Source organism: Dictyobacter kobayashii (assembly GCF_003967555.1).
Lineage (GTDB): Bacteria > Chloroflexota > Ktedonobacteria > Ktedonobacterales > Ktedonobacteraceae > Dictyobacter > Dictyobacter kobayashii.
The window spans coordinates 2,198,014-2,212,836 of record NZ_BIFS01000002.1; the positions used below are offsets into that span (position 1 = coordinate 2,198,014).

13 protein-coding genes are annotated in these 14,823 nt (G+C 49.4%); 7 read left to right on the top strand and 6 right to left on the bottom strand.

Annotation, left to right across the window (positions count from 1 at the left end; genetic code table 11):
• Positions 1 to 32: 32 nt before the first annotated feature.
• From EL645_RS41870 to EL645_RS36025, 4 genes are read right to left on the bottom strand one after another with little or no spacing between them, the layout of a single operon-like run.
• Entirely contained in the window at positions 33 to 437 is a 405-nt protein-coding gene (locus tag EL645_RS41870) for an ABC transporter ATP-binding protein (protein WP_218032220.1), read from the bottom strand.
• Positions 410 to 1,798 carry an ABC transporter transmembrane domain-containing protein gene (locus tag EL645_RS36020; RefSeq protein WP_218032221.1) on the bottom strand — a complete coding sequence of 463 codons (1,389 nt, stop codon included), beginning with the start codon at positions 1,796 to 1,798 and terminating at the stop codon, positions 410 to 412. The genes EL645_RS41870 and EL645_RS36020 overlap by 28 nt, the downstream gene beginning before the upstream one ends.
• A gap of 19 nt (positions 1,799 to 1,817) precedes the next feature.
• The gene (locus tag EL645_RS43550) at positions 1,818 to 2,231 is read right to left on the bottom strand and encodes a hypothetical protein (protein ID WP_246035698.1); all 414 of its coding nucleotides are present in this window, start codon (positions 2,229 to 2,231) and stop codon (positions 1,818 to 1,820) included.
• Positions 2,126 to 3,598 (bottom strand): ABC transporter ATP-binding protein, encoded by a 1,473-nt coding sequence (locus tag EL645_RS36025; protein WP_246035699.1) that lies wholly within the window; start codon positions 3,596 to 3,598, stop codon positions 2,126 to 2,128. The genes EL645_RS43550 and EL645_RS36025 overlap by 106 nt, the downstream gene beginning before the upstream one ends.
• 306 nt (positions 3,599 to 3,904) lie before the next feature.
• Between EL645_RS36025 and EL645_RS39800 the strand changes: the two genes are divergently transcribed.
• The 3 genes from EL645_RS39800 (at position 3,905) to EL645_RS36035 (ending at position 6,275) form a co-directional block, all read left to right on the top strand.
• A complete protein-coding gene (locus tag EL645_RS39800) occupies positions 3,905 to 4,045 on the top strand; it encodes a hypothetical protein (RefSeq protein ID WP_161977976.1) in 141 nt (46 codons plus the stop codon).
• Between the two features lie 42 nt (positions 4,046 to 4,087).
• Positions 4,088 to 5,230 carry an aspartyl protease family protein gene (locus EL645_RS36030; RefSeq protein WP_161977977.1) on the top strand — a complete coding sequence of 381 codons (1,143 nt, stop codon included), beginning with the start codon at positions 4,088 to 4,090 and terminating at the stop codon, positions 5,228 to 5,230.
• A gap of 148 nt (positions 5,231 to 5,378) precedes the next feature.
• Entirely contained in the window at positions 5,379 to 6,275 is an 897-nt protein-coding gene (locus EL645_RS36035) for an RDD family protein (protein ID WP_126557226.1), read from the top strand.
• A gap of 109 nt (positions 6,276 to 6,384) precedes the next feature.
• Here EL645_RS36035 and EL645_RS36040 read toward each other — a convergent pair whose 3' ends face one another.
• Complete coding sequence (locus EL645_RS36040; RefSeq protein WP_126557227.1) at positions 6,385 to 7,053, bottom strand: LysE family translocator; 669 nt, start codon at positions 7,051 to 7,053, stop codon at positions 6,385 to 6,387.
• Positions 7,054 to 7,430: 377 nt separating this feature from the next.
• On the opposite strand from EL645_RS36040, the gene EL645_RS36045 reads away from it, so the two are divergent.
• Together EL645_RS36045 and EL645_RS36050 are read left to right on the top strand one after the other, a co-directional pair.
• Complete coding sequence (locus EL645_RS36045) at positions 7,431 to 7,613, top strand: hypothetical protein (protein WP_126557228.1); 183 nt, start codon at positions 7,431 to 7,433, stop codon at positions 7,611 to 7,613.
• A gap of 280 nt (positions 7,614 to 7,893) precedes the next feature.
• Positions 7,894 to 8,328 carry a TetR/AcrR family transcriptional regulator gene (locus EL645_RS36050; RefSeq protein WP_126557229.1) on the top strand — a complete coding sequence of 145 codons (435 nt, stop codon included), beginning with the start codon at positions 7,894 to 7,896 and terminating at the stop codon, positions 8,326 to 8,328.
• Between the two features lie 287 nt (positions 8,329 to 8,615).
• Here EL645_RS36050 and EL645_RS36055 read toward each other — a convergent pair whose 3' ends face one another.
• A complete protein-coding gene (locus EL645_RS36055) occupies positions 8,616 to 10,205 on the bottom strand; it encodes an APC family permease (RefSeq protein ID WP_126557230.1) in 1,590 nt (529 codons plus the stop codon).
• 799 nt (positions 10,206 to 11,004) lie between these two features.
• Here EL645_RS36055 and EL645_RS36060 point away from each other — a divergent pair.
• Both EL645_RS36060 and EL645_RS36065 read left to right on the top strand, forming a co-directional pair.
• Positions 11,005 to 12,954, top strand: a complete 1,950-nt coding sequence (locus EL645_RS36060) for a primary-amine oxidase (protein ID WP_126557231.1) — start codon at positions 11,005 to 11,007, stop codon at positions 12,952 to 12,954.
• Positions 12,955 to 13,109: 155 nt separating this feature from the next.
• The gene (locus EL645_RS36065) at positions 13,110 to 14,720 is read left to right on the top strand and encodes a PucR family transcriptional regulator (RefSeq protein WP_126557232.1); all 1,611 of its coding nucleotides are present in this window, start codon (positions 13,110 to 13,112) and stop codon (positions 14,718 to 14,720) included.
• Positions 14,721 to 14,823: the final 103 nt, after the last annotated feature.

Consider the following 14,823-nt stretch of genomic DNA (forward strand, 5'->3'; position numbering starts at 1 on the left):
TCCTTGTTGAGGCAAATCTCTGTGTAGTAGCGCTACTGGTTGTATGCTCCATGCCAGATGTAGTTGAACTCTGCGCTGCTGGCGAGAAGCTCTTGTGCGGTGCCCATTGCTTCTATCTGACCGGCTTTGAGAACGATAATATTGTCGGCTTGTTGTAGAACTGTTTTGCGGTGTGAGATGACCAGGCAGGTGCGCTGTTGTTGCTGTAGCAGGCGCTGCCAGAGGACTTGTTCTGTCTCGACATCAAGCGCGCTGGAGATATCATCAAAGACAAGGAGCTCGCTAGCGCGGACAAGCATACGGGCGGTGGCGGTGCGCTGGACCTGACCGCCCGATAGTTTAACTCCACGTGTGCCAATCATGGTCTGCAGCCCCTGTTCAAAATGAGCGATATCGGGTTCCAGTACCGCTAATTGGAGCGCCTGTGACAGCTCCACGTGCTCGGGAGGCAGGCCGAGCAGGATATTTTCCTCCAGTGTGTCACTGAACAGATGTGGCACCTGGGTGTATAAGTGCTGTGGGGTGGTACAAAGAATTGGGCAGGCTCTGCGACTGATTTCCCATTCCAGGTGATCTCTCCCTCGTCCTTTGGCAGCAGTCCAAGCAGTGTTTGGACGAGCGTGGTCTTGCCCGAGGCGATGCGTCCGGTGATCACGGTAAGTGTGCCACGCCGCACTTGAAAGTTGATATGGGAGATGCCCCGCCCAGTATCCGGATAATGATAGGCCAGATTGTTCACATCCAATACCGTCAATGTGTCCAGCTCTGTCTTAAGCGGTGTACTCAATTCAGGCACGGGCTGTTTAAGATAGAGTGGATCGTTGTTGAGCAGTATCTCTTCACTGGCCCCTTGCAGCAGGGATACCAGTCGTTGATGGGAGACCCGGGCCTGGGTATATTGTGTGATCAGGGTGGCGGCGGAAACGATAAATGTGGTAACGGTCCCCAGGTAAGAGATAAAAATTGCGATATCGCCAGGGCTGAGGTGGCGATAGAGGGCCGCCAGCACCAGAATGAGGCCGGTGCCGATGCCGACCGTATTGCCAAATATGGATTGCAGGGCGCTGAAAAAGACGGTGTCTTTGAGAATCTGGCGCTGGCGGATGTGACTGAGCCGGCTGAAATGTTCAACCGCATAGGTCTCCGCCCCGGCGACCTGGATAGCCTGGACGGCGCTAAAGATCTCACCGATGGCTCCCGTCAGCAATCCGGTCGCTTCCCGGCTGGCCTCACGCAGTCGTTGTTGTCGCTGCCTCATGGTCTGAGCAATGGTGACCACACAGAAGAGTGGTAGAAAGACGCAGAGCGTGATCATGACATCGATATGCAGCAGGATGATGGCCGCCGGTATCATAAAGAGTACTAGCCCTACCATATCGGCGATCTGTCCGAATAGCCTGTCGATGATATCGGTGTCGTCGCGGAAGTAATTAATCGCCTCGCCTGCGGAGCCTGGAATAGCTCTGGCTCCCGGCCTTTGCAGGATATAGCGCAGCAAATTGCGCTGGAGCAGGGCTGTGGTATTGAAGATGCAGGTGAGCATTGGTGGGAGCGCGGCGATCTGCACGCCAGCCCTGATTAGAGCGACCAGTATTAAAGCACATAGCAGTAACCAGGGAATGGTGCTGGCGCGAACGGAGATGTGGGCCAGTGTATCCAGCTCATTAAAAAAGGCCTGTAATACCAGGCCAAACATCAGTCGCCCCATCACGTGGAAACTAATGTTGCCACATAATGAACCGATATAGTTCCAGGAGCGATAGCGGATCAGGCGTCCGATAAACTGATATGTCTTCATGTGGTGGATGCTCCCTCTTCTAGTGTACTTCACTTACAGGCACGTTCAGGTCGGTTACTATGCCGCCGCTTTCCCGGGCTGTGCGCAGCAGGTGTGAAAAATGTGAGTCAGGATTTTGCTCTAGCTCTGCTCGTGGCCCCCACTCGCGAATCCGCCCGTTTTCCAGTAGTAAGATATCGTCAGACCGCTGGATAGTCTTCAAGCGATGGGCGATGACCAGGGCTGTACGACCTGTGAGCAGGGTTTCAACCGCCTGTTCAACCTGGTGCTCGGTGGCCGGATCTAATCTAGATGAGGCCTCGTCCAGAACGACGATGCCGGGATTGGTCAGGAAGACACGCGCAAAAGCCAGCAGCTGGCTTCTCCAGCTGATAGACCTTCGCCCGCGGTTCCCAGTACAGTATCCAGGCCGTCTGGAAGGGTAGCCACCCAACTCGTCAATCCAACCGTTGCCAGCGCTTTCTGGATCTGCTCATCCAGGATGGCGGTGTTGAATAACGTCAGGTTGTCGCGAATAGTAGCATGAAAGAGCTGCACCTCTTGCGTCACCATGCCAATGTGCTGGCGCAACGAGCGTAGTTGTAGGGTGGGTAGCGGCTGCTTATTTAGCCGTATCTCACCATCCTGGGGATCATAGAGGCGAAAGAGCAAGCGGGATAGCGTGCTTTTACCACTCCCTGTGCGGCCGATGATCCCCAATACGCGACCTGGCGCCAGCTGGAAAGAGAGCTGTTGGAGCACTGGCTCATCCGCTACATAACCAAATGAGACATTATCAAAAGTGATGGCGGGCGCACCATTATGCTGCACTGTTTGCGTTCCATCCACCAGCTCTGATAGCGTCTCGCGCAGCTCTTCAATACGCCTGATACAGGCCTCTGCCTGTTGGAGGTCCTGTAGTTGTTGCTGGATCTGTTGGATGGGCTGCGCGAGCTGATCGGTATATGAAAAGATCAGGTAGACGGTCCCAATGGTTATGGCGCCTTGCATCCATAGAACTGTACCGATGGCGAGGGATATTGTTGTCCCGAAAACGAAGAGGAGCAGGCTGATGATGCCCATCATAGAGCCTGCCGTGGTCGATTTACGAAAGGTTGGTGACCATGAGCGCAATAATAGATAGAAGCGACGGAGGACATAACTCATCGCCCCGTTGGCGCGAATGTCCTCCGTACCGCTCAGCCGTTCGCTAAGGAAACCATATAAGGTAGTGATGATCTGGCGGTTTTCTTTCCATAAAGGGATCGCGCGCCGGCGCATCTGCATCAGGATGAGGAGGGCGACGCTGGAGAAGACTACCATTGCCATCCCTTCCCAGGCATTGATGGTAAAAAAGAGGATCAGTATGGCCAGCAGTAGCAACAGGCTGGTTAGCAGGTTGATCACAAATTGTGAAAAGAAGTTGGTCAAGGCATTGACGTCGCCATCAATGCGCTCGATCATCTCGCCGGCCGTACGGGTTTTATGATAATTCAGGTCAAGGGAGAGGCAGTGGGCAACCAGGTCAGTGCGTAACTGATTGGTGGCTGTCCACGCCACATTGGTATTGAGATAGGTATTGGCGACAGAGATGAATTGTTTGGCCAGGGCTATGCCGATGAATAAGAGCCCGGCACCAATCAGTGAATTATTCGCTCCATTATAGATGGCTGTATCAATGAAGTAGCGCAGGATTTGTGGATTAAAGAGCTGGAGACCAATACTGGCCAGTAACGAAACGGTCAATAGCAGTACGCTTTTCCATTGTGGCTTGAGATAAGTTGTTAAGAGCGCCAGATAGCGTGTCTGGAAGATGTGCATCGACTCCTCCTGATGAAGGTGATATGCGACAACGTTCAAGAAATTACACATGATGTGCAGCTCTATTTTAGATGCTAATGCCAGTAGAAAACATCGTCCAAATGAACGATGTGCAGGGGTTGACAATTGTAGTATAATGATGCTGACAGGAAATATGCTGTTTTTGCTCCTCTTGTGAATGCTTTTCTATTATTTGTAGAGTTTGCTCCGATTATGTGACACGACTGCTGTTCGTCTTCCGTGTATAGGATATCTGCGCCAAAGTAAGCATGCGGCTGATCAAAATCAGTTGCACAATGTGCCCAATTGGTTGTTGTTGTGTTATTAAAAAGCCAGCGCCAACGCCGCTTGATCGTGGTTGGCTTTGCCGCCACACCTCAGTTGTTGTTGCAGAAGCATATTGAAGCAACTTCTCAGCCTTCCAGGCGGCTACGCTCATTCAATTGAATGGCATCAAAACATGATGTCTTTCTGTGTAAAGGGGGTAGAATGACTGTACAGCAGCACGGATGTATCTCGCTTCACCTGTCACACGATCGGCCATATATTGAAATTGAAATACGCACAGCTAGTGGTTATATACGCAAAGCGCGTTTTCTGGTCGATACTGGTGGGGGAGCATTGATTTTTACCGAGGCACTGGTGCAAGATTTAGAGCTCCCAATTGAAGATGAGCTTTTAACATTGTTTGGGAAACATATTTTTCGCAGGTTCGGTCCACCACGTTTGTTTGTAGGACCCTGTGAGCTCGACATGACGCAGGTATCAGCATTGATGGCGGTGGGAACCTGTTCGCTTTTTCCTGGCGAAGCGGTAGATGGCATCCTGCCTGGTTTTCTGCTGTCGCGCTATTGTGTCTTGCTAGATTATTCTACTGGTACTTTCTCGCTCTCTCCAAGCTGCTTAACGGCCATGCGCGGCGAGCCAGTCCCCATTTCATTTCATCCGCTTAGCGGTTTCCCATGTGTTGAAGTAACGATTGCAGGTGAGCAGTATGGCTTATTGCTGGATACGGCTGCCTCCTGTACGATGCTGTCTGAAGCTGTGGTAGAGACATGGGCGCGCCAATTTCCTGCCTGGCCGCGTGCTCGTTGTGCGGTGGGAACAGCGAATATGGGAGCACCAGATGAAGAGCATGCCACGATGATGCGGATTCCACGTATGACCGTAGGCTCGGTGTTGCTCAGACATGTCACTGTCGTCTCTCATCCCATCCGCGCATTTGAGATGCGGCGCTTCGATGTTCTGGCTGCGCCTATTGTGGGGGGGCTGGCGGGAAATGTACTCAAGCAATTTCGTATTGAGATAGATTATGCGCATGCCATGTCTTACTGGGAATGGTGTGACGAATCGTACCCATATGATATGGATCTGGTGGGTCTGACATTATCCCTCAACGCTGATAGTACCTATCGTGTAGCCGCGATCTCGGATTGTAACTATGCCTGTGTGCGCCAGTCCGTATGTGTAGGGGATCGGCTCTTGCAGGTAGATGGTTTAAGGGTGACCGGACTGTCTTTGTCCAGAGTGGTGGATGCGTTGCGTGGTAGTCCCGGCCAGCGTTATACGCTCTTGCTAGAGCGCGAAGGCGAGCTACGCAGCGTCTCGGTGGCCACTGCGCGCATCGTCTGATCTCTTTTCTTTACATTTTATTACACATATGGAATCAAACGTTTTGTTTTTGTTTGGAGAGCTTGCATATTATTAGTATAATAAGGGAGCAATCTGAGTTGCAAGACGACTGTGTCTATTTGTATCCTTCTCATAGAAGAGAGAGACTATGTTAACTGACGGTGTGGTTGGAACAAAACAAGGGATTTCCAGGGTTAGAACTCGTATCTTTTTCATGCGTGTAGCCGCAGCTATTATTGATCTGATCATTCTTTCGTGCCTTCAAATCTGGGCGAGTGGTATATTTGGGATTGTCGATCCGACTTCGAGCGCGGACCAGTATTTATTTGATGGTGATGGTATTCCATCAACTATGTCCAGGGCCGCAGTTATCAATCCGGTCTGGCTTTATTTAATCGTTTTTGTGTATTTCTTTGTGCAGGAAGCACTATTTGGAACCACGATTGGGAAATTATTTCTGGGCCTGCAGGTCACTGGCCTTCGTGGAGAGCGCGTCACTTTTCCTGCCTCCCTGGCGCGAAATCTATGGCGTTTTATTGATATGCTGCCTCTTGTTTATCTGGCTGGTTTCTTTTCATGCCTGTTGTCTCCAACCTTTCAACGTATTGGTGATCGTTTTGCCCACACCATGGTGTTACCGATCAAAGCTACTCCAGCCGCATCCTACCCGGGTCCAACTCTGTTGAAGCGCTATGCGGTGCTCTGTATTATTGTTGTTGCCATTGTTGGTTTCTGTCTCAACTACATGTATTATTATCGTCCTCCTCTGGTGGTACAGGGCTGGGTTAATATCAATAACTCATATCAATTTCATCCTCCAAATACTGTACCTCCCTGTGGAAAAGTAAGCTCAAGTTCTGGCGATATTGTCATCAATCGCAATATTCATTTATTGCAAACCAAAGCTCCAACATGGAGTAATAGTGATACAGTGACCTATCCCATCGATTACGCGGATAAAGTTACTTGCAGCGCGAATGTAACCTTACATTGGAATGGTATTCTGGATGGCTGGTCTGTCTCTGGAGTAGAGATTAATAGTTAAATTTATTTTTTATCTAAAGTTGGACGAAACAAGTATAAAGCGGGGCGCCTTAAACTATATTGGTACGCCCCGCTTTATTATTCCTCTTGAGTATTGAGGGGATTGGGTTTTAGCGTGCTGGTTTGATTGAGTGCCAGATCTGTTGTTCAAGCCACTCATATGCGGTGGTCCAGAGGATGCGTAAACCAAAGTAACCCAGGGCCAGGCCGCAGAGCGCGCTGATCCAGCGAAACATCACTGGGCGAATCCAGTGGCGCCCCCAGCGAATGCCGGCACTAATTCCGATGCACCAGAGTACCGCACCAGTGAAGAAGCCCAGGAAGAATATCATAAATTGCATTCCTACGACGCCAGATGCAACAACGCTACTCCCCATGCCTGACCAGAATGCCAGCCCAACCGGGTTGGCCAGCCCAAAAACGACCCCGGTCGCAAAGTGTCCCTTGGTCGTGCTAGAGGTGGGTTCCGATGAGGATGTTGTATGTTGGCGTGCAAAGGCTTCGTAGAGGGCTAGCCAGGCCATACGCAAAAGAAAGCAACCACCAGCAATCCCGAGCACAAGCTGGATTGCCAGATAATGGGCAAAGAAGGTGACCCCGGTCAATGCTAGCAGGGCCCAGAGGGAGTCGCCGATTAAAGAACCCGTTTCGACCAGAAACGTAGTATGAGCTCCATGGGCAATACCACGCCGAATGGCTTCTGTATTGACCGCTCCAGGAGCCGCTGCATACGCAATTCCTAAGCCGATCCCGGTTGTAATAGTACCTAAATCTGTCATAAATGTTCCTTCAGGTAAATATCTATGATTACTACTATGCTAATTCTGAAGAGATAGAGAAATTTGTATCTTAAGGATACCTGGGGTTAGTACCAGATGCAATCCTATCGGTACACATTCTTTGATCAGGGATAATATTTTTACCATGCTACTCATAATTTAAGCTGCTGAACATAAACACAATTTTTGTGATGGATGGGATTTGATACCAACGGCTGTGCTAATTCGTCTCTATATATTGGTAATTACGCGTCGTGTCGCTAAGTGCAAGCGAGCGAAGTTAAAGCCTGTTACTTGAATACATGGACGTATCAGTGATGGTTCTCTGGCTAACATTGTGTTTTGTAGTGCGATGGATAGCACACGAGGTCAGGGGAATGAAACAACAATTTCTGGGTTTCTGGTATCTCTGTAGAGACACCATTGTGGTGCCTCTGCTAAAGTCGGCTTTGTATTATTTTTTTGCTTTATTCCTGATTGGTTTCGCGGTCTTTATGTTTTTACTGATCTGGGGAACTGCTACTACTGAATTCATTCGTGTTATCTCGCATATTCATTAGTATGCCGCAGTTCAATTGTACGGGGATAGCTGCCTGACATGTACATCAGCTTGCTCGCGACTAATCAATGTGAAGAGCTGAATGAGCGGCAGCGCAGCTAGCCGTGCTCAATCTGAGTTGATGATTGCTTTTGATTGTATGCCCATGGGCTATAATTGCCCAGGGTGTGATTATTTATGCTACCTCAACGTGTATACTTTTGTATATACGTTGTTTTTTCTTGAAAAAGCTGAACGTATGTGTTTAAGAGGGAACGACATTGTTCCCACAGGAAAGGCATATGGCTATGGATCGAGAGACCATCCAGGATATAGCGATCAAGACGCTTATTGCCAATAATGGTGCTTCGATGCACGATATTGCCGCGGCCGCTGGCATTGGTCGCACGACGTTGCACCGCTATTTTGCGAGCCGCGAAGAGCTATTGCATGCTCTGCTTGCGGCAGCCTTTGATGATGTTGAGCAGACGCTCGCAAGTTGTCATATTAAGCAGGGTTCAGCATTAGAAGCACTTGAACGCATGGTGACTGCTTTTGTTCCCGTTGGCTATCGCTTCCATTTCCTGGTTGGGTCGTGGCCTTTTGAGGAGGGAGAAGAAGCATTCAAGGCCAGGGAGATCGGCTTGCTCAAACAGTTTGAAGCATTAGTGCAGCGTGGACAGCACGAGGCACATTTCGCAATGATCTACCTACCAGGTGGATCATTGATACCATAACTGCAATGCTCTTTATGGCCTGGGAAAGTATTTCGGACGGTTATACCGCGTTGCGCGATGCGCCTCGCTTTGTTATGGCAACATTGCTGGCAGGTATCGGGACCAAATAGCTATTTGAATGCTCAGGAGGTTGCCATGAGACTATTTTTGGATACTCAAAAGAGGAGATCAAGTCAGGTGGTCCTCGATCTCCTTAACCAGTCCAGTAATGAATTTGCTTGTTACTTTAGCTTGCGACTAAAAAAGCAAGCGGAAACGCATACCCTTAAAAACGTATCCTGTAAATCTTAGCTAAGTGCTGGTGTGATGGTGTCTAGTGGTGGGTTGTCGGTTGTTCCATCATCAATATTGATTTCGACCTCCACATCCTGATTCTGTTTCTCACTATGGCCCCAGATAAAAAGTCCAATTGTCAGCAAGACAATAATAATTAGCGGCACAAACTGCGTCAACTCGTAAGAGGTACGGGTAATGCCTTTGTAATTGCTGATGGTACTGTCAGTTGGGATCAAGATATAGTAACTGGCCAGTGCTGCATAGAACAACGGCAATATGGTGACAATCCAGGCTCCGATTTTTCCACCGGGTACACTATAAACGCGTTTTACATGGGCGTACTTATACTTCAAGATGAGGTATGCTGGGAAAATGAAGAGATACGAGAGTGTGGTGGTGGAAATGGTGAAGCCGAGCACCAGTCCAAACAGTGCGGTGATGTTAGGATCGCTAGAGAAGGCGTTGACTGAGATAGCTCCGGCCATAGCCAGTGTCGAGACGATGCCAGAGAGTATATTAACCACAATGGGGGTGCCATAGCGGCGGCTGAAACGTCCCAGGAACGCGGGGCCATTGCGATCGAGCGCTGAGATCGCCATTGTGCGATCGGCTCCGATGACCCAGGTGCCACCACTGGAAGCCAGTGCGACGACAACACCCAATGCTACCAGTACTCCCAGGGCGAGTGCAATTGGTGCGGGAAGAACGGTTGCCACCAGTTTGAAGGATGCCAGGAAACCAGAGGCATTGGACAACTGATCCTTTGGCAGCGCAAAGGTGATGATGGCAATCGGGACTATATAGGCAATTACGGTGGTAATACCTGCCCTGATGATTGCTCGGGGGACATCGCGCTGCGGATTGTGCATCTCTTCGCTGGCGCCATTTTGCAACTCAAAGCCAACCCAGTTGAAGATCAAGGCTGGCAGGACCGCGCTAAAGACAAAGGGGAGATCGCTCGAAGGGATAAGATCAACCAGTCCGAGGTGCGCGCCTTTGGCATGGCCTCCGAAGAAATAGAAAATGGCCAGCAGGATGAAAATACCAAAGAGGATCAACTTGACGTAAGAACCGATGACGCTCAACCACTTACCTACATGGAGCGAGAGAATTGCACATAGTGTGGTGCCCCAGATAAATAGCAAGGCGACGCCCATTTCACAAATAGCATCAATCGCTGGATTGTTGCCCCAGACAACATTGGGATTGCCAAACCAGAAGGTTTTGATGGCGGTAATCGCTGTTACTGCCAGAGTTCCTCCTACCCACAGTGGATTAGAGATCCAGTATAATGTGGCTGCCAGCGCTCCATAAAAACGACCACCCGCCATCTTGCACCACTCGTAGATACCGCCTTCCTGGGTGAAGGTACTTCCTAGTTCAGCAGCCAGCAGGCCATAGGGAAAGAGAAAAGTAATGGCAGAAATCACGAGCCAGGTGAGCCCTTGTCCTCCATTCGTAGATATGACGCCCAGGGTATCAATACCCAGGATCGCAGCCATCGTATAAAAAATCATATCGAAGAGTCGAAAATCTTTGCGGAGTTTCTTTTTCTCTTGCAGTGTTGCTTCGGTGGTGATTTCACGAAAAATCGTGCCCATAGAACTGGCCTCCTTAACATTAGATGTAATGTTGAGCGATGGTCAAATATGCAGCAGTTTAACGCAAGTATGGTTGTGCCTATGCAGAGTCAGGGCAGATGGAACACGATTACCGATGAGTGCGCGTACTCTCCTCCTTTCCAGGGAAAAGATATGTCTCAAAAGGCTTCATGAATACAGGTGGTTCTTAATAGTATGCGTATTATCTGTTTGTCTGTCAATACATGGAGAGTATTATTTTCATTTATGTTTGGAACGTAAAATGATCGAATATAAGATCTTATGTTTAATTTGTACAATGCCATAAGGCAGGATATCTATACAACAAATTTAGGAGCCACGCAGAGGCTCTAATTCTAGAATCTGCTATTTATATCTGCTATTTATATATGAGAGCAACACGATTTTTATTAGAATCATTATGTCTACTTTTCTGTGTATGTACTGGCTTTGGTTGTATGCATTTGAAGCTCTAGCCGGCAGTTGAGGCAAGATAAGAGCTGTTATAATGTGATTGCGCTTGCCATTTCTGTACTTTTGTAGAGATTTTTGTGTATACTCTTCACATAAAAAAGCTTCATCCATGTTATCTATTGACTTGTATTTTGTTCCCATTTAAAATTTAGGCAATCTGGCGGGTTAGCTATATAATCTCTATCCCTGAATACTGTATTATTTAGCCATTTAATCTTTGCTAGATGTGTAGATATCTACAAGGTGCCGGCCTACATTGCCTCTGTAGCTGGCCTGTTTTCTGTGTTCCTACAATGTTCTCAATTAGCGAAGGTGTGAGTCTCCCATGACTGATATACATCCAGAAACACAAATTGATACGACCGCATTAGCTATCCTCCATCCCCTGGAACCTCTAAGCGCGGAAGAAATTCAGGCGGCGGTCAGACTACTGCGTACCGAGCATAAGCTGGGTGAGCATGTACGCTTTATCTCGGTAAATCTCAATGAGCCGCCAAAAGAGATTGTGCTGAACTTCCAACCCGGCGCTGCCATTGAGCGTGAGGCTTTTATCGTTTTGCTTGATGCAGAGATAGGTGCCTCCTATGAAGCCGTGGTCTCTATTACTGCTCGCCGCGTTGTCTCCTGGAAACAATTGGAGGGCGTGCAGCCAGCTATGCTACCCGATGAATTGGCTGCTACAGAGAAATTGTTGAAAGGGCACCCGGCGTTCCTGGAGGCATTGCGCAGGCACGGCATTACTGATATGAGCCTGGTGATGACCGATACCTGGACGGTTGGTTACTATGAGAGCGAGGAATTGCAGCAGCGGCGCCTTGCCCGTACCATCGTCTATACGCGCGCGCAGGCGGAGGATAATGGCTATGCACGACCTGTAGATGGCCTGGTTGTGCTAACTGATCTGCTCACCAATGAGGTGCTGCGGATAGATGATTATGGCATAACGCCGGTGCCACCAGAATCTGGCAATTATACGCCTGAGGCGATTGGGACTATGCGCAGCGATCTGAAGCCGATTGAGATTACGCAGCCTGAAGGGCCCAGCTTTACGGTCAATGGCCACGAAGTTTCCTGGCAAAAATGGCGTTTCCGCGTTGGTTTCAACACCCGCGAGGGACTTGTGTTGCACACTATTAGCTATGCGGATCAAGGTAGGGAGCGGCCAATTATCTATCGCGCCTCGTTACCTGAGATGGTGGTGCCTTATGGGGACCCGGGTGTGAGCCATTATCGGAAAAATGCGTTTGATGTTGGCGAGTATGGTCTGGGGACACTGGCCAATGCTTTGAAATTGGGCTGTGACTGCCTGGGCTATATTCACTATTTTGATGCCCTGATGACTGATAGCCATGGAGAGGTGCTCGAGTTGCCGAATGCTGTCTGCATGCATGAAGAGGATTATGGCATCTTGTGGAAGCACTACGACTGGCATACCAATCGGACCGAGGTACGGCGTTCACGGCGCCTGGTTATTTCATTTATTGCTACCGTCGACAATTATGAGTATGGCTTTTTCTGGTATCTCTACCAGGACGGAACTATTGAGTTTGAATCTAAATTAACTGGCATTATGAGTACCGGGGCTATTGAAGCTGGTAAAAAGCCCCGCTATGGTCAGCTGGTTGCGCCCCAACTCTATGCACCTGTGCATCAGCATATTTTCAATGTGCGTCTGGATATGATGGTTGATGGCCTCAATAATTCTGTCTATGAAGTTCATACCGAAGCTGAGCCGCTGGGACCTCAGAATCCTCATGGCAATGCTTTCTTTGCTAAATCGACCCTGTTGGCGACCGAGCAGGAGGCCCAGCAACTGATTGATCCCTTCTCCTGCCGTTACTGGAAGATTGTGAATCCCAGTAGCCTCAATGCGCTGGGCGAGCCGGTTGGCTATAAAATTATGCCGGGCGAGAATACCCTGCCGTTTGCTCATCCTGAGTCCAGTGTGATGAAGCGTGCCGGCTTTGCACAGAAACATCTCTGGGTTACGCCTTACAAACAGGATGAGCGCTACCCAGCCGGAGATTATCCTAACCAGCATCCAGGCGGCAATGGTTTGCCACGCTGGACCCAGGCTAATCGCTCGGTGGAGAATACCGATCTTGTGGTCTGGTATACTATGAATCATAATCATATTCCGCGCCCTGAGGATTGGCCTGTTATGCCTGTGGCTTATATTGGTTTTATGCTGAAGCCAGTTGGTTTCTTTGATCGCAGTCCAGCTCTCGATGTACCTCCGAGTGAATCCCACTCTGACCACTGCTGCGAAATGTAGCCGGTTGCCGCGGAGCCGGTGGTTAGCTTGCGCTGGCTCCGCACTACTGCAGCCCCTTTTGTGCTATGACGCTGTTCCTTTCCAGACAGTAAAAAGGTATTTTGGACTGTATATTCCAGTACCACGTGGTATATACAAAAAAGGAAGAACACCCTATGAAGCTACAAGAGGTCCTTTCATTGCCGGTTCTGGCAGGAACGCGCATTGTAGCCGGTCAGTCCGGGCTGGATCGTGATGTACGGTGGGTGCATATCAGTGACCTGCCAGATATGCTTCCGTGGGTGCAGGCAGGACAGCTAGTGCTAACCGCTGGCTATGCATGGCCTCAGAACGAGGACCGGCAGCGTGAACTGGTACATGCCCTGGCCACGCATGGCCTGAGCGCAATTGGCCTGGCCGTGCCCCATTTTTTTGACCATTTTTCTGCCGCTGTTCGTGAGGAAGCCAATCGTGTTCATCTGCCCCTGTTAGAGATTCCCTGGAACGTACCATTTTCACAAATTACTGAAGAGACCCATCGAGCGATCCTGGCTGAACAATATCGTGTCATAGAGCGCTCAGAAGCTATCCATAGAGCGCTCACGCGTTCGGCGCTCGAAGCTGGCAGTTTGCAAGAGTTAGCATTGACGTTGAGTAAACTCATCCAGCGTACCATTATCTTTGTTGATGAGGGTGGTAAAGTATTGGCTACGGCTGCTAATGTCCCAGGTGAGAATATGGTGGAAGATAGTATTGAACGTAGTGGTCGGGTATTGGATTTCTTTGCATATCTGGAACAACAAGGTTATCTGCAAACATTACGTACCAGGAGTGAACCGCTACAGTTGGCCGCCTTTCCTGATCTTGATTTTGTCGAGTGCATCCTGTGTCCTATCCGCTTACAGGAAGAACTGATCGGCCTGGTCTGTGTGTTTGAGGGAGATCGTGAACTGAATGAGTTGGATGTGCGGGCAGCGGAACACGCCGCCATTGTGGCCGCTCTGTATATCGCACATCAGCGTGAACTAACCTCGATTGAAGCCCGCTTTGGTTACACTTTCCTGGATTCTCTGCTCGAAGGTCGCTTCGATTCGCATCCCTACGCCCTGGAACGAGCCCGCTTGCTCGGTTTTGATCCTGAGGGAAGCTATCGGGTTGGACTCTTGATTATTGATGAGCCGCTTCCCTTATCGCGCGAAGGGTTTTTACGCCGTGAGCGTCTGATCGAAAAATTGCGGCAACGTCTGCGTTTCCTCAATGTGTTACCGCTGGTTTCAGCTACGCTCAATCAATGTCCATTTCTTTTGCCAGAAAAATGTGCGGGAGAGCGCGTCTGGAGCGCACTAAAAGAAGATGGTGTCTCACTGGCTTTTGGGCTGCCCTATGTTGGTGTAGCCGGCGTCCAGCGCAGTTATCGGGAAGTTCAATCGGTTATATCATCCATCCCGGCTAATAGTCTGTATTATTATGAAACCTTGCTATTACCCCGTGTTCTGGTAGGCGATCAAGCGGCCCAGCATACCTTCGTGGAAGCACTCCTTGGACGCTTGAAGCAGCAGCGGAATGGACATGTCCTGGTCGAAACGGTCTTGCAGTGGGCGCTCGCTGGTTTTCGTACCGCCGTGGTCGCTGAACAATTGGGCATCCATCCCAAAACCTTGCAGTATCGTCTAACGAAGGCCTCTGAACAGGGTGGGATAGATTTAAATGATCCCAATGTCCGTTTTCGTCTTCAGCTCTCGGCCCATCTGCTCTCTTTGCAAGATCATTTACGTCCATCTTCTTGATGCCATTACTAGAAATTATCCTGGCGGGATAAACATTTCTTGTGAATTTTATCCAAAGTAGCACTAGTTTTCTGGCGTTTTTCAATTTATATTTATCCTATGC